Below are 22,475 nucleotides of genomic sequence, written 5' to 3'. Positions count from 1 at the left end.
TGACGTCGGCGATCCCTGAAGGAGGGCTGAGATGACCGCTGCGATTCCCGAAGGCTGGTCGTACGGGCCCTGGCACGAGGGGCCCGACCCGCTGGCGCCGCCGGTCGACCTGCGGGACGCGCTCGACGAGCTCGGCCAGGACGTGATGGCCGGCTCGTCGCCGCGGTCCGCGCTGGAGGAGCTGCTCCGCCGCGGGACGCGCAACACCCAGGGGCTGGACGACCTGACCCGCCGGCTCTGGGAGCGGCGGCGGGAGCTGCAGTCCCGGCACAACCTCGAAGGCACCCTGCGCGACGTGCAGCGGCTGCTCGACGAGGCGCTGGCGGCCGAGCGGCACGACCTGTTCCCGAACCCGTCCGACGACGCCCGCTTCCGCGAGGCGCAGCTCGATGCGCTGCCCTCGGGGACGGCGGCCGCCGTACGGGAGCTGGCGGAGTACGACTGGCAGTCGTCCGAAGCCCGGCAGAAGTACGAGCAGATCAAGGAGCTGCTCGGCCAGGAGCTGCTCGGGTCGCGGTTCGAGGGGATGAAGGAGGCGATGCAGAACGTCACCCCGGAGGATGTTGCCCGGGTCAACGAGATGCTCGCCGACCTGAACGCGCTGCTGGCCGCGCACGCGCAGGACCGGCCCGACGTACCGCAGCTGTTCGAGCAGTTCATGGCCAAGCACGGCGAGTTCTTCCCGGAGAACCCGCGCACCGTCGACGAGCTGATCGACGCGCTGGCCAAGCGGGCCGCGGCGGCGCAACGGATGATGAACTCGATGACGCCGGAGCAGCGGGCCGAGCTGGCCCAGCTCTCGCAGCAGGCCTTCGGCAGTCCCGAGCTGTCGCAGCAGCTTCAGCAGCTCGACTCGCAGCTGCAGGCGCTGCGGCCGGGCGAGGACTGGTACTCCGGCGAGCGGATGAGCGGCGACGACCCGCTCGGTCTCGCCGAGGGCGCGCAGGCGATGAACGACCTGGCCGAGCTCGACGCGCTGGCCGAGCAGCTGTCGCAGTCGTACCCGGGCGCCCGGCTCGAGGACATCGACCTGGACGCGCTGGCCCGGCAGCTCGGCGACGAGGCGACGGTCGACGCCCGGCGGCTGAGCGAGCTGGAGCGCGAGCTGCGCAACCAGGGCCTGCTGGAGCGCGCTCCGGACGGCTCGCTGCGGCTTTCGCCGAAGGCGCTGCGTCAGCTCGGGCAGACCGCGCTGTCCGACGTACTGCGGGCTGCTCGTGGGCAGTCGGGTGAGCGCGAGTCGGCGTCGGCCGGGGCCGCGGGGGAGTTGAGTGGTTCGACTCGGCAGTGGCAGTTCGGCGACACCCAGGCCTGGGACGTGCCGAAGACCGTGCGCAACGCCGTACTGCGGAACGCCAGTGTCGGTGCGGATGTCCGACTCGACGTGGCCGATGTCGAGATCGCCGAGACCGAGCACCGGGCCCGGGCAGCGGTGGCACTGCTGGTGGACACCTCTTGGTCGATGGTCCAGGAGAACCGCTGGCTCCCGATGAAGCGGACGGCGCTCGCGCTGCACCAGCTCATCTCGACCCGCTACCGCAACGACGCGCTCCAGCTGATCACCTTCGGCCGGTACGCCGGCGTGGTGGAGCTGCCGCAGCTGATCGGGCTCGAGGGCACCTGGGAGCAGGGCACCAACGCGCACCACGCGCTGCTGCTGGCCGGCCGGCACCTCCGCCGGCACCCGGACGCGAACCCGGTGGTCCTGATGGTGACCGACGGCGAGCCGACCGCGCACCTGGAGCCGGATGGCACGGCGGAGTTCTCCTACCCGCCGGAGCCGGCGACGCTGCGCAAGACGATCTTCGAGGTGGACCGGCTGGCCAAGCTCGGGGCCTCGCTGACCGTCTTCCGGCTCGGCGACGACCCGCGGCTGGAGCGGTTCGTGGACCTGCTGGCCCGCCGCAGCGGTGGGCGAGTTCTCGCCCCGGACGCCGACGGACTCGGAGCAGCGGTGGTCGGTGATTACTTGAGAACTCGGCGAAAGTTCTGACAATCCCAAGGTGGTAAGGGTTTTCCACCTTGATCGTGTGGGCAGGGTCACGATCTCAATGTGAGACCAGTGTGCAAGTGGACTGTTTTTTGGGCTTACTCTGAAAAGACGCCCCCGCCACTGGAGTCGGACGGGCCAGCGACCACCACGTCGCGACCCACACCGCATCGCTCGACCACCTTGGGAGTGACTGTGCCGAAACTCGTCTACGACTTCGCCGAAGGCAACAAGGACATGAAGCAGCTCCTGGGCGGCAAGGGGGCGAACCTGGCGGAGATGACCAACCTCGGCCTGCCGGTGCCGCCCGGCTTCACCATCTCCGCCGACGCCTGCAAGGTGTACCTGGCCACCGGGTCGGTGCCGGTGGAGCTGGCCGACGAGATCGACCACCACGTCGACGCGCTGCAGCAGACGATGGGCAAGAAGCTCGGGCAGGCCGACGACCCGCTGCTGGTCTCGGTCCGCTCGGGCGCCGCCGTGTCCATGCCCGGGATGATGGAGACGGTGCTCAACGTCGGCCTGAACGACGACTCGGTGAACGGCCTGGCCCACCACTCCGGCAACCCGCGGTTCGCCTGGGACGCCTACCGGCGGCTGATCCAGATGTTCGGCAAGACCGTGCTGGGCATGGAGGGTGACGTCTTCGAGGACGCCATCGAGGCGGCCAAGCAGGCCAAGGGCACCAAGAACGACCTCGACCTGGACGCCGACGACCTGCAGGCGCTGGTCGCGACCTTCAAAGCCGCCGTCCGCGAGCACACCGGCCGCGACTTCCCGCAGGACCCGCGCGAGCAGATGGACCTGGCGATCGAGGCCGTCTTCGGCTCCTGGAACTCCGAGCGGGCCATCCTCTACCGCCGCCAGGAGCGGATCGCCACCGACCTCGGTACCGCGGTGAACATCTGCTCGATGGTCTTCGGCAACCTCGGCATGGACTCCGGCACCGGCGTCGCGTTCACCCGCGACCCGTCCAGCGGCCAGCCCGGCGTCTACGGCGACTACCTGCAGAACGCCCAAGGCGAGGACGTCGTGGCCGGCATCCGCAACACCGTCCCGCTGGCCGACCTCGAGCAGATCGACAAGACGTCGTACGACGACCTGATGGCGATCATGGCCAAGCTCGAGGGCCACTACCGCGACCTGTGCGACATCGAGTTCACCGTCGAGCGCGGCAAGCTGTGGATGCTGCAGACCCGGGTCGGCAAGCGCACCGCCGCGGCCGCGTTCCGGATCGCGACCAGCCTGGTCGACGAGGGCATGATCGACACCGACGAGGCGCTGAAGCGGGTCAAGGGCGCGCAGCTCGCGCAGCTGATGTTCCCGCGCTTCGACGCCGACGCGTCGAAGGAGCTGATCACCAAGGCGATCGGCGCGTCGCCGGGTGCGGCGTCCGGCAAGGTCGTGTTCACCTCGGCGGCCGCGGTCGAGGCGGCCGAGCGCGGCGAGAAGGTCATCCTGGTCCGCCGGGAGACGAACCCCGACGACCTGCACGGGATGATCGCGGCGCAGGGCATCCTGACCAGCCGCGGCGGCAAGACCTCGCACGCGGCGGTGGTCGCGCGCGGGATGGGCAAGACCTGCGTCTGCGGCGCGGAGGAGCTCGACGTCAACGTCGCGGCGGAGAAGATCACCGTCGGCGGCAAGACGTTCGGCCCGGGGGAGCTGATCTCGATCGACGGGACGACCGGTGAGGTCTTCCTGGGCGAGGTGCCGGTGGTGCCGTCACCGGTCGTGCAGTACTTCGAGGGGACGCTCGCGGCCGACGCCGGGGACGAGCTGGTGGCAGCGGTGGACCGGCTGATCACGCACGCGGACGAGATCCGGCGGCTCGGCGTACGGACGAACGCGGATACCGCGGACGACGCGGCGCGAGCCCGGCGGTTCGGGGCGCAGGGCATCGGGCTGTGCCGGACCGAGCACATGTTCCTCGGCGAGCGGCGCGAGTCGGTCGAGCGGTTGATCCTGGCGGAGAACGCCTCTGAGCGGGACGCGGCGCTGGCGGAGCTGGAGCCGTTGCAGCGTGGGGACTTCCTGGAGCTGCTGGACGCGATGGACGGGCTGCCGGTGACGATCCGGCTGATCGACCCGCCGCTGCACGAGTTCCTGCCGTCGATGGAGGACCTGGCGGTGAAGGTCGCTGTCGCGAAGGAGCGCGGCGAGGAGCCGGGGCACGAGGTGAAGCTGCTCGCGGCTGTCGAGCGGTTGCACGAGCAGAACCCGATGCTCGGGCTGCGCGGCGTGCGGCTGGGGCTGATGATCCCGGGGCTGTTCGCGATGCAGGTGCGGGCGATCGCGTCCGCCGCGGCCGAGTTGCGCAAGCAGGGCAAGGATCCGCGGCCGGAGATCATGATCCCGCTGGTGGGCGCGATCCAGGAGCTGCAGCTGGCCAGGGACGAAGTGGAAGGTGTGCTGAAGGAGGTCGCCGAGTCCGAGGGCGTGGAGTGGACCATTCCGATCGGCACCATGATCGAGCTGCCTCGCGCTGCGGTGATCGCCGACCAGATCGCTGAGGCCGCCGACTTCTTCTCGTTCGGGACCAACGACCTGACCCAGACCACCTGGGGCTTCAGCCGCGACGACGTCGAGGGCTCGTTCTTCTCGCGGTACCTGGAGAAGGGCATCTTCGCGGTCTCGCCGTTCGAGTCGATCGACCGCGAGGGCGTCGGCAGCCTGGTCCGCACCGGCGTCGAGCGCGGGCGGGCGACTCGCCCGGACCTGAAGCTCGGGATCTGCGGTGAGCACGGTGGTGACCCGGACAGCATCCACTTCTTCCACGAGGTCGGGCTGGACTACGTCTCCTGCTCGCCGTTCCGGATCCCGGTCGCCCGGCTGGAGGCGGGGCGCGCCGCGCTCGACTGACCGGTGAATGCCTGAGGCAACGAGTTAGGGTGAGGTCTCCCACGGGGAAACGGGGGAGACCTTGCAGCTTGCCTCAGGCAATCAACGCGCGGTGGACGTGGTGCGGGCCGGTGCTCTCGCGCTGGTGCTGGTCCTGCTGGTGATCGGCGGGGTGCTGGTCTACCGCGACTACGCCGCGATGTCGGACGCACCGGAGCCGCTGGACGACCGGGGCGGCGTGTTCGTGCTGCTCGATCGGCCGGGGGTGCCGGTGAGTGCCGAGGTGGTGGTGCGGGACAGCAAGCTCGACCTGAGTGTGGAGGTTGGGAAGGGGTACGCCGGTCCGGATGTTGGGTACTACTTGGTGCTCACGGGCAATGGTGCTGCCGCTGGGCAGGACGGCGTCAGCCCGAGCGGCGCGGACCCGGACGGCGCGGGCTGCCCGGCGGGGATCACCAGTGCGACCCCCGTGCAGTGTCACCCCGCGCAGCTCGATCCTGAGCTCGCGTTCGCGTCGCCCGAGCAGCCCAAGGACGCACAGGTCGTCGCCGGCCGGATCACCCGCGGCGACGACGGGCTGCGCACCGAGCTGACGATCGACACCGGACGCCGGTTCGCGCAGCTCTACGGGAAGCGCACGTACTTCGGTCTCCCCGCGATCGGCACGGCGTACCTGGCACCGGACGAACGGCGTACGGTCTCCTTCACCGTCGGGTCCGAGAAAGCGTTCGTGCCCGAGCGGCTCGACCTGAGCGTCGACTACGGCGACCTCCCGGTGACCCAGCGCGCCGAGACCGTCAGCCCCGAGCCGTGGATCGCCGGCACGCTGTTCTGGTTCGCCGAGGACGCGGCGACGGTGAAGGCGCGCGGCGCGCTCGTCGACGCGGTCACCGAGGACCGGGAGGAACGCACACTCTTCCTCGTCGGCCTGTACGTCGGCCTCGCGACCGCGTTCGTGCCGCTGCTGCTCCCGGCGCTCTGGCGCTCGGGGCAGCGCCTGCGCCGCAGCAGAGACTAGATTCCTCGCATGGGCTTGCGGGAGACGTTCGGGGAAGACGCTGAGCTGTACGACCGGGTGCGCCCGTCGTACCCGATCCGCCTGTACGACGAGATCGCGCGCCTCCTCGGCGGCCCGGTCACCCGGCCGCGGGTGCTGGAGATCGGCTGCGGTACCGGCCAGGCGACCGCGCCGATGATCCGGCGCGGCTGGTCGGTGAAGGCGGTCGAGCTGAGCCCGACTCTCGGCGCGGTCGCGCGCGACAAGCTGCCCGAGCTCGAGGTGATCGTCGCGGACTTCGACACCTGGCCGCTGCCGGCCGAGCGGTTCGACCTGGTGCTGTCGGCGACGGCGTTCCACTGGCTCGACCCGGAGACGCGGGTCGGGAAGGCGGCCGACGCGTTGCGGCCGGGCGGCGTACTGGCGGTGGTGTCGACGCACCATGTGGCGGGCGGCAGCGAGCAGTTCTGGATCGACGTGCAGGACTGCTACGAACGCTTCACCGGCAAGAGAAGATCCGACGGTCTCCCGGCGGGGGACACGGTGTCGAGTCCGACCGCCGACGAGCTGGCGGCCTCGGGCCGGTTCGGGCCCGTGAACGTGTGGCGGCACGAGTGGGAACTCACCTACACGACCGCCGAGTACCTGGATCTGTTGTCGTCCTATTCAGGGCACCGGGCCTTGACAGAGCAGGCGCGTGACGGACTGTACAGCTGTATCCGGGGCCTGCTCGACGCGTCGGGCGGTTCGGTCACGAAGCGTTACCTCTCGCTGCTGACCGCAGCAAATCGTCTTCACCAACCTCTTGCGTTGGGCTGATCCGGCAGTCCAAGATAGCCGGGCGGGAAGGGCATCACACGTCGACTTTCGGGTCTGACTCGAACCAGCCGCTGTGGCGGCTCGTGACTCCCTTCCCGCACCAAACTTCCTTGTGTGGATAGGGTTTCGGCATGGCCATCTTCGCTGTGCAGCTGACGTTCGACCCTTCCGGCACCGAGGCGCGGATGCAGGTCCGCCCCGCCCACCGCGACTACCTCGCCGAGCTCCAGCAGGCCGGCAAGCTGGTCGCCGCCGGCCCGTTCGCCGACGAGTCCGGCGCGCTGCTGCTGTACGACGTGGCGGACGAGGCCGAGCTGCGCGACATCCTCGAGAAGGACCCGTACACCCCGGCCGGGGTGGCCGAGGTGACCACTCTCAAGGAATGGAACCGCGTCTTCGGCGCCTAGGCTTCGGCCGCTTCCAGGTCGAGGAAGTCGACGTACGCCCAGAACCAGCTCAGCGGGCCGAGCACCAGCTCCGGCTCGCCGCCGTCGTCCTCGATGAACAGCAGCGTCCCGGTGCCGCCCTTGATGTCCTCGAGGACGGCACCGCAGACCTCGAGCGCGGCCTCGAACGACACCATCTCGGGGCCGCTGTCCCAGTGCGGTTTCGGCAGCGGCAGCACCGGCGCGTCCTCGGTGCCGTCCATGTCGACCGAGACCTGCTGCAGCATCTCGTACAGGTCGTAGGAGATCAGCCCGGCCAGCGGGTGCCCGTCGACACCGATCAGGTACGGGTCGTCGGCGCCACCGCGGAAGCCGTCGCGGACCTGCGGCAGCGCCGCGGCCAGGTCGTCGATCTCCAGGTACGGCGCTTCGCTGAGCTCCTCCTCGCCGTCCTCGGTCATCAGCCCGCTGCGCATCTGGTCGAACTGGTGCAGCAGCTCGGACAGCTCCTCGTGGGCGCCGCCGTTCGGCGCCTTCTGGGCGCGTTCCTCGAGCCCGCGCAGGTGCTCGACCAGGTCGTCCTCGAAGTGCAGGTCGTACTTCGGCAGCCCGGGCTCGCGGCCGGCGTTGATCTGGGCGACCAGCTGGGTGGAGATCGGGCCGAGCCGCTCGGCCAGCACCTCCAGCGGCGTGGTCGGCTTCTCCTCCTCGTCGTGCGCGCAGGAGTCGTCCTCGTCGGTGCCGCCGCCCTCCATCGCGAGCAGCACCGAGAACGCCGGGAACGCGATCAGCGCGGCGGTCGCGAGCATGCCGTCACCGATCAGCATCAGCGGGTTCCCGCCGGCTTCGGTCCGCCGTAGGTGGTCGGGCAGCAGGACCGCGGCCTGCTCGACGTTCACCTGGCTGGCGAGCGAGCTGAGCCCGTGGTCGGTGTCGACGCCGAGCTGCTCGACCAGGGTCTCCGAGCTCATGTCGAAGTTCGAGCGCAGGTAGTACCGCAGCCAGCCGGCGTCGACCGGGTTGCCGAGCAGCTCGGCGATCCGGGCCCGGAAGTCGGCCAGGTCCGCGATCGCCAGCACGACCAGCACCGGCTGGTCGCCGTCACCGATCACCAGCGGGCGGGTGTCGCCGTTGTGGAAGCCCTCGATCACCTGCGCGAGGCTGTCGGCGGCTGCTTCGAGAGGCCAGGACTCGGCCTCGAACTCGGTCACACCGGCGGCGGTGCTGACGTCGTCGGGCATCTACTGGTCCTCTCCGATGGCGGCGGCGGGGTGGCGACAACTGTAAGGGGCGGGCGATCTACCGGGGGTGGCCGGTCGGTGCGGCGTGACATTGGCTACTGTGGGAGCGGCGGGTCGGTGCAGCGGTATCTCACATGTGAGATAAGGTCCCGCGCATGACCGATGACTACCTGAGCCGGATCGGCAACCTGATCCGGGACGCCCGTAAGCACCGCGGCTGGACGCAGACCCAGCTCGCCGATGTGCTCGGCACCAGCCAGAGTGCTGTCAACCGGATCGAAAAGGGTCATCAGAACCTCACTCTCGAGATGCTCGCCCGGATCGGCGAGGCCCTCGACTCCGAAATTGTCTCTCTCGGTGGCGGTCCGGTCCACCTCCGTGTGGCCGGTGGCCGGCAACTGTCCGGATCGATCGACGTCAAGTCGTCCAAGAACGCCGGCGTCGCGCTGCTCTGCGCCTCGCTGCTGAACAAGGGCCGCACCACGCTGCGCAAGGTCGCGCGGATCGAGGAGGTCAACCGGCTGCTCGAGGTGCTGAACTCGATCGGCGTGAAGACCACCTGGCTGAACGACGCCGGCGACCTGGAGATCGTCCCTCCGGAGCACCTCGATCTCGGCGGCATGGACGCCGAGGCGGCCCGGCGTACCCGCAGCATCATCATGTTCCTCGGCCCGTTGCTGCACCGCGAGGACACCTTCGCCCTCCCGTACGCCGGTGGCTGCGACCTCGGCACCCGGACGGTCGAGCCGCACATGTCGGCGCTGCGCCCGTTCGGCCTGGAGATCAAGGCGACCGCCGGTGAGTACCACGCGGTGGTGAACCGGGCGATCACGCCGGGCAAGCCGATCGTGCTGACCGAGCGCGGCGACACCGTGACCGAGAACGCGATCATGGCCGCCGCCCGGTACGACGGCGTCACGGTGATCCGGAACGCCTCGTCGAACTACATGGTCCAGGACCTGTGCTTCTACCTCGACCTGCTCGGGGTGAAGATCGACGGCGTCGGCTCGACCACGCTGACCGTGCACGGCAAGGCCGAGATCGACGTCGACGTCGACTACGCGCCGTCGGAGGACCCGATCGAGGCGATGAGCCTGCTCACCGCGGCGATCGTGACCGGCTCGGAGATCACCATCCGGCGAGCCCCGGTGGAGTTCCTGGAGATCGAGCTGGCGCTGCTGGAGGAGATGGGCCTGGACTACAGCCGCTCCGACGAGTACCTGGCCGAGAACGGCCGGACCCGGCTGGTCGACCTGACCACCCGCCCGTCGACGCTGCACGCGCCGATCGACAAGATCCACCCGATGCCGTTCCCGGGCCTGAACATCGACAACCTGCCGTTCTTCGCGGTGATCGCGGCGACCGCGACCGGGCAGACGCTGATCCACGACTGGGTCTACGAGAACCGCGCGATCTACCTGACCGACCTGAACAAGCTCGGCGGCCGGGTCAAGCTGCTCGACCCGCACCGGGTGATGGTCGAGGGCCCGACGCACTTCTCCGGCGCCGAGATCATGTGCCCGCCGGCGCTGCGGCCGGCCGTCGTCACGCTGATCGCGATGATGGCCGCGAAGGGCACCTCGGTGCTGCGCTCGGTCTACGTGATCAACCGCGGCTACGAGGACCTGGCGACCCGGCTCAACTCGCTCGGTGCCCAGATCGAGACGTTCCGCGACATCTGAGATCACGCGGCGTCCTGCTGGTGGCGGAAGCCCGCCAGCAGGACGCCGTTCGCGGTCCGGAGGAGTTACAGTCGCGCCATGTGGCGATGGATCGCGCCCTTGCTGCAACTGAACCCGGGGCCTCGCCGCAGCTTGTACGGCGGGGTGGCGGCGGTGTCCACGGCGGTACCGATCGTGGTCGGGCAGGCCGCCGGGCGACCAGGCGTTGGCCTGGTGGCCAGCATCGGCGCGCTGGCGGCCCTGTACGGCGGATTCGGCACCGCGAAGCAGGAGCTCGCGGTGGTCAGCACCGCCGCGGTCGGGCTCACGGCGAGCATCGCCGTCGGTGTCACGGCGTCCGGTCATCGGCTGGCCGCCGTGCTCGTGACGACAGCGTGGGCGGTGCTCACCACTGTGGTGTGCCGCATGCTCGGGGCGCGGCAGCCCGGGCTGCTGATGTTCGTGCTGGTGTGCGCGGTCGGGACCACGCTGCCGTCCGCGCTGGCCGGCTCGTGGATCCTCGGTGTCGCGGCCGCCGGTCTGTTCGCCACGGTCCTGATGGGAATCACCGTCGCCGTTCGCGACGCCGTCGAGCACGGGTCCGTTCCGGCGCCGCCGCCGATCGTCACCGGCGCGCTGCCCAACGGGCCGTGGCTCGGCGTCCGGTCGCTGCCGCGCGAGCTCCGGCTGCTGCCGAGCTCAGCGGTCCCGCTGATGTCGCTGCGCGTCGGCGTCGCCGTACTGGTCGGTGGGCTGCTGTCGCTGGCGTTCCAGCTCCCGATGTCCGCGTGGGCGATGACAGTCGCGGCGGCGATCCTGTCGCAGGGCAGCTTCGCGCACAGCGTCAACCTGCGCGCGCTGCACACCGGGGTGGGGACCGCGCTGGGCTGTCTGGTGGCCGGTGCGCTGGTGCTGCTCGACCCGCATGGCGTCTGGCTGGCGCTGATTCTGGCGGCTTTGACGTTCGTCATCGAGCTGGTGGTGGTCCGGAACTTCGCGCTGGCGATGGTCTTCATCACCCCGCTGGCGGTGCTGCTCGTCCACGCGTCAGGGCCGCTGCCGAACCCGCTGACGCTGGTGTGGACGCGGCTGGTCGAGACGCTGATCGCCTGTGTGGCTGCTGTCGCGGTGGGGCAGATCGTGTCGCGGCGGTGGGCGGTGCGGCAGCGGCTGAACGCGGTGACCGCCGCACTGACTGCTGCTGCCGATGCGGTCGAGCAGGGCACGCCGGAGGCGGTTGGGGTGTTGCAACGGACTCGGTGGAACCTGGTGCTGGTCAGTGAGCGGACGGCGGGGGAGCGGGCCGACGTACGGGCTGCTGTGGCGCCGCTCGACCGGGTGGCTGAGGAGACGTTGCGGATCGTCGGGCAGATTGCGGACGGGTCTGCTGTGTCGACTGAGACTTCGGCTGCGCTGCGGCGGGTAGCGGCGTCGCTGGCTGTTGAACCGGCTGTGCTCGACAGGGCCGCGGCTGAGCTAGCGAGCGTCTAGTACGTCGTACTGGTGGCTGGGGAGGTCCCGGCGGGTGCGGATCGGGGAGCAGAGCAGGATCAGTGCGGCCAGCGGGATGCCGGCGGTGGTGATCCAGAGCGCGGTGCTGAGTCCGAGGAGCTGGCCGAGCGTGCCGCCGATCAGGGCGCCGAGCGGGATGGTGCCGTAGTTGACGAACGAGGAGGTCGCGGTGAGTCGGCCGAGCAGGTTCGGCGGGCAGTAGGACTGGTAGAAGGTCGCCTTCACGACGTTGCCGGCCACGACGCCGACGCCGATCGAGAACGCGCCGGCCAGGTAGAACCACGGGCTCAGGGTGCTCAACGGGATGAGCAGCGCGAGCGTCGGCAAGCCGAGCTCGGCGAGCAGGATCGTGCGGGCGGAGCCGAGGCGGTTCATCAGGCGACGGGCGGCGAAGGCGCCGAGGATGCCACCGCTGCCGGCCGCGGCGATCAGGGCGCCGACCGTGCCGGGGCTGAGGCCGGCCTCGCGGACGAGGAAGACGACGGCGATCGACTGATAGCCCATCAGGGCGAGGTTCGAGACCGCACCGAAGAGGGTCAGCGTGCGCAGCCAGACGTTGCGGGCGACCAAGCGCAGGCCGTCGGCGATCTCGGTGCTGATCGACGGGCGTGCTGTTGGGTGAATGGGCTCGCGGTGACGGATGGCGGCGAGGCAGCCGAGGGCGATCAGGAACGTCGCCGCGTCGACCAGCAGGCCGTTGACCGGGCCGGCGAGCTGGATGATCAGGCCGCCGCAGCCGGCGCCGGCGATCTGCGCGGCCGACGCGCTGCCGTGCAGCTTGGCGTTGCCCTCGGCGTGGTCGGCCGGGTCGATCAGGGTCGGGAGGTACGCCGTGTACGCGGTCTGGAAGAGGACGGCGGCGACACCGGTCAGTACGACGGCCGCGAGCAACACGTGGATGGTGAGCAGCCCGGCGGCCGCGATCAGCGGGACGCAGGCGAGCAGGGCGAACGAGACGGCGGCGGAGACGAGCATGATCGGACGCCGGGGGAGGCGGTCGACCCAGGCGCCGACCGGGAGGCCGATCACGAGCCAGGGCAGCCAGGCGAACGCGGTGAGCAGGCCGACCTGGAAGGTGGTTGCCTCGAGCACCGAGATGCCGACCAGGGGGATCGCGACGCTCGAGATCGCCGTACCGAATCTGCTGGTGGTCTCGCCGGTCCAGAGCAGGCGGAAATCACGATGTTTCTCGAGAAGACTCATTCGCGGGGGAACGACTGGAGCTGGACGATCACCGGCTTCGCGTTCGCGCCCGGCTCGACCGCCTTGTACCGCATGATCACCTCGGCGATCTCGTCGTTCATCGCCGTCAGCTGATCCGGCGCCAGCCGCAGGTCGCGCCAGTCCGACAGCGCCGCCGCGTGCTGCCACTCGCCGGGCCAGTTCTCCTCGACGTACGCCTGCACGCGCGCGTAGTACCGCTGCACCAGGTGCTGCAGATACACCCGCAGCGCTCCACTCGTCTCCGGGTCGTCGCGGAACTCCGCCGGGTTCAGCACGGTCCCGCCCTGCGGCACCTGCCACCAGCGCTCGCGCTTCGTCCCGCGCTCGGGGTCCTCCTCGATGTAGCCGTGCTCGGCCAGCAGCCGCAGGTGCCAGCTGATCGTGCCGGTGTTCTCCCCGAGCCGCTGCGCGAGCGTGCTCGACGTGGCCGGCCCGTCCAGCTCGAGCGCCTCCAGGATCGTCATCCGGAGGGGATGGGCCAGGCCGCGCAGACTCCGCGCATCGATCTTCCGCATGATGCAGAGAATACTCTGCAGAGGAGTCTCTGCAACCCCCGAACTGTCGGTGGCACCTCGTACGGTCTGGACATGCGGCCTCATGTGGTGGGTCATCTGGCGGTCTCGCTCGACGGCGTGACCGCCGGTTTCGATGTGGACCTCGCGCGGTACTACGCGATGGCGACCCTCTGGCAGGAGGACGTCACGTTGCTCGGCGCGGACGCGATCCTCGCCCAGGAGGCCGCCGTCCGATCGGCTCCACAGCCGGGCCCGCGCGAGACCGGCCCGCTGCTCGCCGTCGTCGACAGTCGCGCCCGCGTCCGCGACTGGGACCGCCTCCGCGCCACCGGCCACTGGTCCGACGTCCTCGCCCTGTACGCCGACCAGACGCCGGCTCGCCCGCCCGACAGTCGCACCCGCGAGCTGATCACCGGCTACGAGCGCGTCGATCTCGAGGAGGCGCTGCAGCTCCTCGGCAAGCAGTACGACGCCCGCGTGGTCCGTGTCGACACCGGCGGCCCGCTGCTCGGCGCCCTGCTCGACCTGGGCCTGGTCGACGAGCTCAGCCTGCTCGTGCACCCGGTGATCGTCGGCTCCGGACCGCGCTGGACCGGCGGTTTCACCGATCGCCTCGACCTCGCGCTGGCCAACGCCGAACCCTTCGAAGGCGGCCTGATCTGGCTGCGGTACTGCCTGCTCTGAAAACCGGGTACACTGTACGGAGTTTCACCGACGTGAGGAGCAGTGGATGTCCGGATACGAGCCGACCGCGGAGGACCTGGCCGGCGTGCAGGCCTGGTTCGCGACCTACGACAAGCTGGCCGACGCCCGCGACTACGAGGCGATGGCCGACCTCGCCGTCTTCCCGCTGAACGGCGTCACCGACGACGGCAAGGGCAACGGCTCGGCGACGCAGACCAGCCGCGCGGAGTACCTCGAACAGATGGCGCACGTGATGGGCGGCAACGACGACATCAAGCTCGAGACCACCCGGACGCCGCACTTCCTGTCCGACGCGCTCGTCTTCGTGATCAGCGACGGCACGATGACCTACGCCGGCGAGACCACCCCGATCCGGTACGGCGATCTCCTGCTCAAGACCGAGGGCGGCTGGAAGTTCCAGACGATGGCGCAGGGCGGCTGGGCCTGAACCTCCGCGCTGCAGTGCTGAGGTTCAGCGCTGCAGCGCGGTCTCCTGCGCCAGGCGGGACAGCTTGTCGGGGTTGCGCACGGCGTACAGGCCGGTGACGAGGCCGTCGTCCATCCGGAGGGCGACGACGGCCTCGATCTCGCCGGCGCGGCGGACGATCAGCGCCGGGTGACCGTTGACCTCGGCGGCCTCCAGCGACGCGTCGCCGAGGCGGGTCAGACCCTTCGTCAGGAAGTCGGCGACGGTCTCCGCGCCGACAACCGGCTGTAGCACGGCCGGTACGACGCCGCCGCCGTCGCCGAGCAGGACGACGTCCGGCGCGAGCACGTCCAGCAGTCCCTGCAGTTCGCCGGTCGTGACCGCGTGCCGGAACGCGGCCAGCGCGTCGCGCGCGGCGGCCGGCGGAACCAGCCCGCGCGGCCGGCGCGCGGCGACGTGGTCGCGGGCCCGGTGCGCGATCTGACGGACCGCGGCCGGCGTCTTGCCGACGGCCTCCGCGATCTCGTCGTACGGGAGCGCGAAGACGTCGCGCAGGACGAACACCGCACGCTCGACCGGTTTCAGCGTCTCCAGCACGAGCAGCATCGCCATCGAGACGTTGTCCGCGAGCTCGACGTCGTCGGCGACGTCCGGGGCCGTGAGCAAGGGTTCGGGCAGCCAGGACCCGACGTACGACTCCTTGCGGCGGCCGAGCGCGCGGATCCGGTCGAGTGCTTGGCGGGTGGTGATCCGGACCAGGTAGGCGCGCGTGTTCTGCACGGTGCCGAGGTCGACGCCGGCCCAGCGCAGCCAGGTCTCCTGCAGCACGTCCTCGGCGTCGGCGGCCGAGCCGAGCATCTCGTAGGCGATCGTGAAGAGCAGGTTGCGGTGGGTGACGAACGCTTCGGTCGCGGGGTCCAGGGCCATACGCACCTGACTCCTCCCGCGGCGGCGTTGTGACATCGGGATCGTCGACTGTGACGCGGGTCACTGTAGTCGACGATCTGTCACAGGCTCCGGGCGGCCGTCGTCGAGTGGTCATTCAACGGAAACCTGTGGAGGGAAACGTCATGACCTCAGCGCTGGACACACTGCGCGGCACCTTCGGCGGCGAGATCGTCGAACCGGGCGCCGCCGACTACGAAGCCGCCGCCCGGACGCTCCTGGCGGCCGGCAGCCCGGCGGTCGTCCTGCGGCCCGACAGCGTCGAGGGCGTCCAGGCCGGAGTCCGGTACGCCGCCGCGGAAGGGCTCGCGCTCGCGGTCCGCGGCGGTGGCCACAGCTTCCCGGGCTTCGGCACCAACGACGGCGGCGTGGTGATCGACCTGGGCAAGCTGACCGCGGTGGAGCTGGTCGACAAGGAGCAGCACGTCGTACGGGTCGGTGGTGGCGCGCTCTGGGGGCAGGTCGCGGCGGCGCTGGCGACGCACGGGCTGGCGATCTCGTCGGGGGACACGAAGAGCGTCGGCGTCGGTGGTCTGACGCTGAGCGGCGGGATCGGGTGGAAGGTCCGCAGGTACGGGCTGGCGCTCGACAGCCTGGTCGCGGCGGAGATCGTGACGGCTTCGGGCGACGTCGTGCGGGCTGACGCTGTTGAGAATGCAGAGCTGTTCTGGGCGCTGCGCGGCGGCGGCGGGAACTTCGGGATCGTCACCGCCTTCTTCTTCCAGGCGCATCCCACGACCGACGTGTTCTTCGGCCGGATCACCTTCCCGGCCGCCGAGCTGGACGGCGTCCTGCGGGGCTGGGCGGACTACCTGCGCGCGGCGCCGGACGAGCTCACCTCGATCGCGATCTTCGCCAACCCGTTCGCGGGCGGACCGAACGCGCCGCTGGAGATCCATGTCGCGTACGACGGCGACGACGCCGAGGCGGCTGCTCGTGCCCTCGACCCGATCCGGCAGCTCGGGACGGTGCTCGACGACGAGGTCGCGCTGACGCCGTACGCCGAGGTGCTGGTGGACGGGATGGTTCCGCCGCCGGGCTTCCGGGTGCTCAACCGGGGAGCTTTCGTCGACCGGGAGTCCGTCGGCGACGTGCTCGGGATCCTCGCCGAGGTCGGCTCGGCTGAGCGCTCGCCGTTGATCTCGGTGCGCAGCGTCGGCGGCGCGGTGGCGCGGGTCGACGCGGGCGCGACGGCGTACGCGCATCGGAGCGCCGAGCTGATGATCGTGCTCACGACGGCCGGACCGGCGCCTGTCGTCGACGCGGCGGAGCCTGGGCTGGACGCGATCTGGGGACGGCTCGAGCCGCACACCAGCGGGCTGTACGCGAACTTCCTGGCGTCGGCTTCGGCCGCGGATGTCGCTGCGGTCTACCCGGCGGCGACGTACGAGCGGCTGGCGGCGGTCAAGCGCGAGTGCGACCCGGGCAACCTGTTCGCGGGGAACCACAACGTCAGGCCCTGAGCTGTTCGCCCGGCGTTCGGGGGAATGTCGGTGCCGGGCAGTAGTTTGAGGGGTGATGAGGAAGCAGTCGGAGGGGTACGACGAGCACGATGCCGAGCGCTGGGTGCCCGAGCCGGTCAAGCGGCCCGGGCGGACGGCGTTCGCGCGCGACCGGGCGCGGGTCCTGCACAGCGCGGGCCTGCGCCGGCTCGCGGCCAAGACCCAGGTGGCGACGGCCGGCAGCGACGACTTCGTCCGGAACCGGCTGACGCACAGCCTCGAGGTCGCCCAGATCGGCCGCGAGCTGGCCAACACCCTCGGCTGCGACCCCGACATCGTCGACGCCGCCTGTCTGTCGCACGACCTCGGCCACCCGCCGTTCGGGCACAACGGCGAGCGCGCGCTCGACCAGATCGCGGCGGAGATCGGCGGCTTCGAGGGCAACGCGCAGACGCTGCGGCTGCTCACCCGGCTGGAGTCCAAGACGTTCACCGCCGACGGCCGCAGCGCCGGGCTGAACCTGAGCCGCGCGACCCTCGACGCCGCGACCAAGTACCCCTGGCCGCGGCGCGAGGGGGAGCGCAAGTTCGGCGTGTACGACGACGATCTGGCGGTGTTCGAGTGGCTGCGGCAGGGGCTCGGCGACGAGCGCTGCCTGGAGGCCCAGGTGATGGACTTCGCCGACGACGTCGCGTACTCGGTGCACGACGTCGAGGACGGGATCGTTGCGCACAGCATCGACCTCTTCAGCGTCGGCGCCGGGCGCGCGCCGTACTGGGAGACGGTGCGGGAGGCCTACCTGCCGGACGGCGACGACGCGCAGCTGGACGAGGCGTGGGAGCGGCTGACCGCGCTGCCGTACTGGCCGACCGCGCCCTTCGACGACAGCCGGCGGGCTCTCGGTGGGCTGAAGGACCTGACGAGTCAGCTGATCGGCCGGTTCTGCACGGCCGCCGAGCAGTCGACGCATGCTCGCTTCGGACGGCGTTCCCGGTTGGTTCGGTACGACGCTGATCTGGTGGTCCCCGACGGCACCCGCGCGGAGATCGCGCTGCTGAAGGGGATCGGCATGTTCCACGTGCTGAACTCGCCCGAGCGGCAGCGCCGCCGCGCGGTGCAGCGCGAGCTGCTGACCGAGCTGGTCGACGCGCTGGGCAAGACGGCGCCGGACGGGCTCGACGTACCGTTCGCCGCGGACTATCGGGCCGCTCAGGACGATGCCGCGCGGCTGCGGGTACTGATCGATCAGGTTGCCTCGCTCACCGATCCGTCGGCGCAGGCGTGGCACAGCGCCCTGACCGGGAACTGAAAGCGGTCTGACAGCGGGCGTCCCTGGCGTCCTCAGGTGTGCGAGCCCCCCAGCTTCAGCTCGGTGCGCAGGATGTCGAGGTACGCCGTACCGTCGCGTTCGTTCGGCTCGATCACGCCACCCTCGTGCCACTCGTTCCAGGCGTACAGCCAGACGTAGTTGTCGACCGCCGTCGGCCGCGTGGACGTCGCCATGTCGGCGGCGACGTTCCGCACGGCCTGCCGGTAGCCGTCGAACGACTGGTCCGGCATCCAGCGGATCGCCTTCACGTCCGGCGTCTCGATCGGGAACCGCGGCCGCTCGTCGAAGTCCGACAGCACGCACCGCCCGTACGCCGCCGGCGCCTGCGCGTAGAACGCGCGCTGACCCTTCAGGTAGTTCGCGTACGAGCGGCTCTCGATCGCCGGGCCGTCGGTCGTGCAGTACGGCGCGTCGCCGCCGGCCGCGGCGACCTGGCGCGGGTCGAAGCCGGCCTGGTTGATCATCACGTAGATGTCCTCGCCGGTCGCGGCCTTGGCCTGCGCGCGGACGGTGTCGGCGAACTGCTTCACCTGCGCCGGGCTGCCGTCGCCGAGGCCGCGGGCGTCGCAGATGTTGAGGATCTTGCGGCCGTCGTTGGTGCGCAGGGTGTTGTCCTGGGCCAGGTACGCGGTCACGTTCGCGGCGACCGCGTCGTACTGGGTGGTGGGGATCTGGAGGTTGCCGTACGGGTGGGCGCAGACGCCGACGGTGAAGTCGATGGTGTCCCTGTTGCTCGCCTTGGCGAAGGCGTCGAGGGAGGCCTTGGTGATGCCGTTGGTCTGCTTGGTGTTGTCCCAGTACCAGTAGAAGTTGAAGAAGCTGAGACCGGCCGCGGTGGCCTGGGCGATCTGCTTCTCGAGCGTCGCGGGCTGGCTGTCGTCGTAGTAGCCGATGGACGGTTTCAGGTACGACCAGTCCTGGCCGGGCCAGTTGTCGGTCGCGTAGTGAGTGCCGCTGCGGAAGTCGCGGACGCCACCCCACCAGTCGTTGCTGCGGCCGTAGATCTCCTTCGTGCGGGCGATGATCGTGGCGTGGCCGTTGGTGTTGAACATGCCGAAGTAGACGGCGCCGGCGCGGACGTAGTCGGCGTACACGTAGCCGAGGGGACCGTCGAGTTGGTAGCCGGCGTTGAGCAGCTCGGTGGTTTTCGGCTCGAGGGCCAGGCGCCATTCCTTGCCGTTGGTGAAGCGGCGGAGCTGCTGGAGATTCTTGCCGGGCTGGGGGTAGAGGTAGGCGGCGGTGCCTTCGTCGATCCAGCCCTGGGACTTGAGGGTGTCGTGCTCTTGCTGTGAGGCGGTGAACAGCCATTTGGTCGCCGTGGGGGTGGGCTTCAGGCGGTACATGGGGACGGCGCCGGGGAAGGGATGGCGGGGGAGGAAGCCGATCTGGCCGGGCTGGCGGTGCATGCCGGTGGCTGTTGCGGCGGCGACCTCTTGGGGGTCGGCGGAGTAGAAGCGGCCGGTTGCTGTTGTCAGTTCGGTGAGGGGGACCGGGGTGGGGGCTTTGGCTCCGGCTGCTCGGGTTCCGGCTGTGGGCGTTGTGGCTTCGGGGGTCTCGGACGCCGGGGTTTCGGCGTTGACGGGACCGGCGATCGCGACCGCCGCGGCGACCAGAGCGGTCACCGCCAGCGCCGTACCGAGGACAGGACGCTTCACTTCGGCTGACTCCTTGCGGGCTTCTGGTACAGACCGCTTGAAGCTAGCAGCCGGGCGGGGCAGCGGGCCGCTTCGGGATCCCCGTAGACTCGCCGCGTGGCAGGCAGGATCAAGGAAGAGGACATCGCGCTGGTGCGCGAACGGGCACGGATCGACGACGTCGTCGGCTCGTACGTGACCTTGAAGAACGCCGGCGGTGGGTCGCTGAAGGGGCTGTGCCCGTTCCACGACGAGAAGTCGCCGTCGTTCAACGTGACCCCGGCGCGCGGCTTCTTCTACTGCTTCGGCTGCCAAGAGGGCGGCGACGTCATCGACTTCATCCAGAAGATCGACCAGATCACCTTCGGCGAGGCCGTCGAGACGCTGGCCGCGAAGGTCGGCATCCAGCTGCGCTACGACGAGTCCGGCGCGCCGATCCCGAAGTCGCAGAGCAACCAGCGGCCGCGGCTCGTCGAGGCCCACAAGGTCGCCGCCGCGTTCTACTCCGAGCTGCTGTTCGGCGCCCCCGAGGCGACGCTCGGCCGCCAGTTCCTGGACAAGCGCGGCTTCGACCGCGACGCCGCCGCGCACTTCGGCGTCGGCTTCTCCCCGCGCGGCGGCGAGCAGCTCGTCGCGCACCTGCGCGGCCGCGGCTTCAGCAACGCCGAGCTGGTCGCCTCCGGCCTCGCCGCCGAGGGCCAGCGCGGCCTGTACGACCGGTTCCGCGGCCGCCTGATGTGGCCGATCCGCGACGCCGGCTCGGACGTGATCGGCTTCGGCGCCCGCCGCCTGTTCGACGACGACAAGATCGAGGCCAAGTACCTGAACACGCCGGAGACGGCGATCTACAAGAAGTCCAAGGTGCTGTACGGCGTCGACCTGGCCCGCCGCGAGATCGCGAAGGGCAAGCAGGCGGTGGTGGTCGAGGGCTACACGGACGTGATGGCGTGCCACCTATCCGGCGTACAGACTGCTGTGGCGACCTGCGGTACGGCGTTCGGCGACGACCACGCCCGCGTCCTGCGCCAGCTGCTGCTGGACCACGACCAGTTCCGCGGCGAGGTCATCTTCACCTTCGACGGCGACTCCGCCGGCCAACGCGCAGCCGTCAAAGCCTTCGAAGGCGACCAGGCCTTCGCCGCCCAAACGTATGTAGCGGTCGAGCCCGACGGCCTGGACCCCTGCGACCTCCGCCTCCAGAAGGGCGACGCCGCAGTCCGCGAACTCATCGGCCGCCGAGTGCCCCTCTACCGCTTCGTCCTCACCGACCGCCTGTCGAAGTACGACCTCGACCGCGCCGACACCCGCATCGACGCCCTCCGCGACGCCGCCCACCTGGTCGTCAGCATCCGGGACCGCTCCAAGGTAGACGCCTTCACCCGCGAACTGGCCGGCCTCCTCGGCATGGAGGTGGACCAGGTCCGCACCGAGGTCCACCGCGCCGCCTCCCGCCCAGCCCCGGCTCCCCGTACCGGCCCCGCCGACCGCACTCCCGTAGTAGTCCAAACCGAGGCCCCCCCACCGCCCCGCCAAAACCTCCCTTCCCCCCGAGACCCCCGCTTCCAAATGGAATGGGACGTCCTGAAACTCGCCCTACAACACCCTTCGCTGCTGGGCCCAGCCTTCGACGAACTGGACGACCAGGACTTCACCCACCCCTGGCTAGCCGCAGTCCACACCGCCGTAGCCAAGCTAGGCGGCCCCACCCAGGCAACCCCCGGCGAATCCTGGGTAGTAGCAGTCCGAGAAGCCATGGGCAACGACCCAGCCGCCGCCGTAGTCTCCGCCCTGGCGGTCGAACCCCTACGCCTAGGCCGAGACCCCGACGACCGCTTCGCCCGGGCTCACCTGGCCCGCCTCCAAGAACTGACCTGCCTCCGCCGAATCACCGACCTGAAGTCAAAACTCCAACGCACCAACCCCATCGACAAGGCCGACGACTACAACCGCATGTTCGGCGAGTTGATCGCGCTGGAGCAGTACAGAACAGAACTCCGAGAACAAGCCATCTCCGGAGCCCTGTAACTGCGCTCTCGGCCCTCGGCCTCACTCCTCGGACCGAAAACCAGGGCCGTGTCAGGGGTTTGCCCCAGTGATTCTCACCACCGGCAAGGGATGATGGAGTCCAGGTCCGACCGAAGGAGAAGTTCGATGGGCTGGTTCATCCTGCTGGTGCTGATCGTGGGCGCCGTCGCGGCGTACAAGTACCGCGTCCCCCTGATCGCCAAGCTGACCGGGCAACCCCAACACCGCATCCAGCGCGCCCTGGAACGCCGCAAGAACAAGAACTGACCCACCCAGCCCGGCCCCGTCGCCTCAGCGCGACGGGGCACCCCAACCCGCGCCACCCACAGAACGTCCGCCGCGCGATACCGCCGCAGCAGCAGCCGCGCCACCCACGGAACGTCCGCCGCGCGAGACCACCGCAGCAGCAGCCGCGCCACCCACGGAACGTCCGCCGCGCGAGACCACCGCAGCAGCAGCCGGTCCAGCTCCTCGTTGTTGAGTAAGACGTCGAGCGCGGCGGTCCTCCGGTGTGAGCGTGCCGACCTCGCCGTCCAGCACTGATCGCGTCACCGTGCCGGCCACCGGCAATCTTCCGACCAGTCGAGAACTCACCGGGTGTGGTCTACCTCACCCCAGCGCTCCCGCACCTTCCAAGCCGGCGCCACCACCACCCCGCCGTACAAACAAAAAGACCGGCTCCGAGTACCCGGAACCGGTCGATCTTGTCTTGCTCCCGCGACTGGACTCGAACCAGTAACCTGCCGGTTAACAGCCGGCTGCTCTGCCAATTGAGCTACGCGGGATCGATTCTGTTTCCTGC

General features: G+C 70.1%; 18 protein-coding genes and 1 tRNA gene. 13 read left to right on the top strand and 6 right to left on the bottom strand.

Annotated elements, in window-relative coordinates:
• The first annotated feature begins 31 nt into the window (after window positions 1–31).
• The 5 genes from ACZ6Z4_RS32870 (at window position 32) to ACZ6Z4_RS32850 (ending at window position 7,054) form a co-directional block, all read left to right on the top strand.
• Window positions 32–1,993 (top strand): vWA domain-containing protein, encoded by a 1,962-nt coding sequence (locus tag ACZ6Z4_RS32870; protein WP_465573583.1) that lies wholly within the window; start codon window positions 32–34, stop codon window positions 1,991–1,993.
• A gap of 192 nt (window positions 1,994–2,185) precedes the next feature.
• The gene (gene ppdK / locus ACZ6Z4_RS32865; protein WP_465573580.1) at window positions 2,186–4,852 is read left to right on the top strand and encodes a pyruvate, phosphate dikinase; all 2,667 of its coding nucleotides are present in this window, start codon (window positions 2,186–2,188) and stop codon (window positions 4,850–4,852) included.
• 91 nt (window positions 4,853–4,943) lie between these two features.
• Window positions 4,944–5,849 (top strand): hypothetical protein, encoded by a 906-nt coding sequence (locus ACZ6Z4_RS32860; protein ID WP_465573577.1) that lies wholly within the window; start codon window positions 4,944–4,946, stop codon window positions 5,847–5,849.
• Window positions 5,850–5,858: 9 nt separating this feature from the next.
• Window positions 5,859–6,647 (top strand): class I SAM-dependent methyltransferase, encoded by a 789-nt coding sequence (locus tag ACZ6Z4_RS32855; RefSeq protein ID WP_465573574.1) that lies wholly within the window; start codon window positions 5,859–5,861, stop codon window positions 6,645–6,647.
• A gap of 131 nt (window positions 6,648–6,778) precedes the next feature.
• Window positions 6,779–7,054: a YciI family protein gene (locus ACZ6Z4_RS32850; RefSeq protein WP_465573569.1), complete on the top strand. Its 276-nt coding sequence runs from the start codon at window positions 6,779–6,781 to the stop codon at window positions 7,052–7,054.
• Here the strand turns inward: ACZ6Z4_RS32850 and ACZ6Z4_RS32845 are convergent.
• Window positions 7,051–8,274: a hypothetical protein gene (locus tag ACZ6Z4_RS32845; RefSeq protein ID WP_465573566.1), complete on the bottom strand. Its 1,224-nt coding sequence runs from the start codon at window positions 8,272–8,274 to the stop codon at window positions 7,051–7,053. The two genes, ACZ6Z4_RS32850 and ACZ6Z4_RS32845, sit on opposite strands and share 4 nt — an antisense overlap.
• A 155-nt stretch (window positions 8,275–8,429) precedes the next feature.
• On the opposite strand from ACZ6Z4_RS32845, the gene ACZ6Z4_RS32840 reads away from it, so the two are divergent.
• Both ACZ6Z4_RS32840 and ACZ6Z4_RS32835 read left to right on the top strand, forming a co-directional pair.
• The gene (locus ACZ6Z4_RS32840) at window positions 8,430–9,956 is read left to right on the top strand and encodes a helix-turn-helix domain-containing protein (RefSeq protein ID WP_465573563.1); all 1,527 of its coding nucleotides are present in this window, start codon (window positions 8,430–8,432) and stop codon (window positions 9,954–9,956) included.
• 78 nt (window positions 9,957–10,034) lie between these two features.
• Window positions 10,035–11,426 (top strand): FUSC family protein, encoded by a 1,392-nt coding sequence (locus tag ACZ6Z4_RS32835; protein WP_465573560.1) that lies wholly within the window; start codon window positions 10,035–10,037, stop codon window positions 11,424–11,426.
• Here the strand turns inward: ACZ6Z4_RS32835 and ACZ6Z4_RS32830 are convergent.
• The gene (locus ACZ6Z4_RS32830) at window positions 11,412–12,650 is read right to left on the bottom strand and encodes an MFS transporter (protein ID WP_465573557.1); all 1,239 of its coding nucleotides are present in this window, start codon (window positions 12,648–12,650) and stop codon (window positions 11,412–11,414) included. The two genes, ACZ6Z4_RS32835 and ACZ6Z4_RS32830, sit on opposite strands and share 15 nt — an antisense overlap.
• Entirely contained in the window at window positions 12,647–13,186 is a 540-nt protein-coding gene (locus ACZ6Z4_RS32825; protein ID WP_465573552.1) for a helix-turn-helix domain-containing protein, read from the bottom strand. The genes ACZ6Z4_RS32830 and ACZ6Z4_RS32825 overlap by 4 nt, the downstream gene beginning before the upstream one ends.
• Before the next feature lie 72 nt (window positions 13,187–13,258).
• On the opposite strand from ACZ6Z4_RS32825, the gene ACZ6Z4_RS32820 reads away from it, so the two are divergent.
• Together ACZ6Z4_RS32820 and ACZ6Z4_RS32815 are read left to right on the top strand one after the other, a co-directional pair.
• Window positions 13,259–13,870: a dihydrofolate reductase family protein gene (locus ACZ6Z4_RS32820; RefSeq protein WP_465573547.1), complete on the top strand. Its 612-nt coding sequence runs from the start codon at window positions 13,259–13,261 to the stop codon at window positions 13,868–13,870.
• Window positions 13,871–13,916: 46 nt separating this feature from the next.
• Window positions 13,917–14,318 carry a nuclear transport factor 2 family protein gene (locus ACZ6Z4_RS32815; protein ID WP_465573544.1) on the top strand — a complete coding sequence of 134 codons (402 nt, stop codon included), beginning with the start codon at window positions 13,917–13,919 and terminating at the stop codon, window positions 14,316–14,318.
• Between the two features lie 24 nt (window positions 14,319–14,342).
• Here ACZ6Z4_RS32815 and ACZ6Z4_RS32810 read toward each other — a convergent pair whose 3' ends face one another.
• Window positions 14,343–15,224, bottom strand: coding sequence for an RNA polymerase sigma-70 factor (locus tag ACZ6Z4_RS32810; RefSeq protein ID WP_465574449.1), 882 nt, complete (start codon window positions 15,222–15,224; stop codon window positions 14,343–14,345).
• A 143-nt stretch (window positions 15,225–15,367) separates the two neighbouring features.
• On the opposite strand from ACZ6Z4_RS32810, the gene ACZ6Z4_RS32805 reads away from it, so the two are divergent.
• Together ACZ6Z4_RS32805 and ACZ6Z4_RS32800 are read left to right on the top strand one after the other, a co-directional pair.
• Window positions 15,368–16,705, top strand: coding sequence for an FAD-binding oxidoreductase (locus ACZ6Z4_RS32805; RefSeq protein ID WP_465573539.1), 1,338 nt, complete (start codon window positions 15,368–15,370; stop codon window positions 16,703–16,705).
• A 55-nt stretch (window positions 16,706–16,760) separates the two neighbouring features.
• On the top strand, window positions 16,761–17,993 hold the full coding sequence (locus tag ACZ6Z4_RS32800; protein WP_465573535.1) for a deoxyguanosinetriphosphate triphosphohydrolase: 1,233 nt from the start codon (window positions 16,761–16,763) through the stop codon (window positions 17,991–17,993).
• Window positions 17,994–18,025: 32 nt separating this feature from the next.
• Here ACZ6Z4_RS32800 and ACZ6Z4_RS32795 read toward each other — a convergent pair whose 3' ends face one another.
• Window positions 18,026–19,669 carry a glycoside hydrolase family 99-like domain-containing protein gene (locus ACZ6Z4_RS32795; RefSeq protein ID WP_465573531.1) on the bottom strand — a complete coding sequence of 548 codons (1,644 nt, stop codon included), beginning with the start codon at window positions 19,667–19,669 and terminating at the stop codon, window positions 18,026–18,028.
• A gap of 96 nt (window positions 19,670–19,765) precedes the next feature.
• Here ACZ6Z4_RS32795 and dnaG point away from each other — a divergent pair, with 96 nt between their 5' ends.
• Both dnaG and ACZ6Z4_RS32785 read left to right on the top strand, forming a co-directional pair.
• On the top strand, window positions 19,766–21,673 hold the full coding sequence (gene dnaG, locus ACZ6Z4_RS32790) for a DNA primase (RefSeq protein WP_465573527.1): 1,908 nt from the start codon (window positions 19,766–19,768) through the stop codon (window positions 21,671–21,673).
• A 126-nt stretch (window positions 21,674–21,799) separates the two neighbouring features.
• Window positions 21,800–21,940 carry a hypothetical protein gene (locus tag ACZ6Z4_RS32785; RefSeq protein ID WP_363674756.1) on the top strand — a complete coding sequence of 47 codons (141 nt, stop codon included), beginning with the start codon at window positions 21,800–21,802 and terminating at the stop codon, window positions 21,938–21,940.
• Window positions 21,941–22,385: 445 nt separating this feature from the next.
• Here the strand turns inward: ACZ6Z4_RS32785 and ACZ6Z4_RS32780 are convergent.
• Window positions 22,386–22,458 (bottom strand) — tRNA-Asn (locus ACZ6Z4_RS32780).
• Window positions 22,459–22,475 lie beyond the last annotated feature (17 nt).

This window comes from Kribbella sp. NPDC104740 (assembly GCF_055583505.1).
Note: the sequence above shows the minus strand (reverse complement) of the source record. Positions and strands in the feature narration are given on the sequence as shown.

Bases quoted from the DNA above. Each gene is read 5' to 3' on its own strand.
- ACZ6Z4_RS32870 (WP_465573583.1), top strand. From the start codon at position 32: ATGACCGCTGCGATTCCCGAAGGCTGGTCGTACGGGCCCTGGCACGAG.
- ACZ6Z4_RS32855 (WP_465573574.1), top strand. From the start codon at position 5,859: ATGGGCTTGCGGGAGACGTTCGGGGAAGACGCTGAGCTGTACGACCGG.
- ACZ6Z4_RS32850 (WP_465573569.1), top strand. From the start codon at position 6,779: ATGGCCATCTTCGCTGTGCAGCTGACGTTCGACCCTTCCGGCACCGAG.
- ACZ6Z4_RS32845 (WP_465573566.1), bottom strand. From the start codon at position 8,274: ATGCCCGACGACGTCAGCACCGCCGCCGGTGTGACCGAGTTCGAGGCC.
- ACZ6Z4_RS32840 (WP_465573563.1), top strand. From the start codon at position 8,430: ATGACCGATGACTACCTGAGCCGGATCGGCAACCTGATCCGGGACGCC.
- ACZ6Z4_RS32835 (WP_465573560.1), top strand. From the start codon at position 10,035: ATGTGGCGATGGATCGCGCCCTTGCTGCAACTGAACCCGGGGCCTCGC.
- ACZ6Z4_RS32830 (WP_465573557.1), bottom strand. From the start codon at position 12,650: ATGAGTCTTCTCGAGAAACATCGTGATTTCCGCCTGCTCTGGACCGGC.
- ACZ6Z4_RS32825 (WP_465573552.1), bottom strand. From the start codon at position 13,186: ATGCGGAAGATCGATGCGCGGAGTCTGCGCGGCCTGGCCCATCCCCTC.
- ACZ6Z4_RS32820 (WP_465573547.1), top strand. From the start codon at position 13,259: ATGCGGCCTCATGTGGTGGGTCATCTGGCGGTCTCGCTCGACGGCGTG.
- ACZ6Z4_RS32815 (WP_465573544.1), top strand. From the start codon at position 13,917: ATGTCCGGATACGAGCCGACCGCGGAGGACCTGGCCGGCGTGCAGGCC.
- ACZ6Z4_RS32810 (WP_465574449.1), bottom strand. From the start codon at position 15,224: ATGGCCCTGGACCCCGCGACCGAAGCGTTCGTCACCCACCGCAACCTG.
- ACZ6Z4_RS32805 (WP_465573539.1), top strand. From the start codon at position 15,368: ATGACCTCAGCGCTGGACACACTGCGCGGCACCTTCGGCGGCGAGATC.
- ACZ6Z4_RS32800 (WP_465573535.1), top strand. From the start codon at position 16,761: ATGAGGAAGCAGTCGGAGGGGTACGACGAGCACGATGCCGAGCGCTGG.
- ACZ6Z4_RS32785 (WP_363674756.1), top strand. From the start codon at position 21,800: ATGGGCTGGTTCATCCTGCTGGTGCTGATCGTGGGCGCCGTCGCGGCG.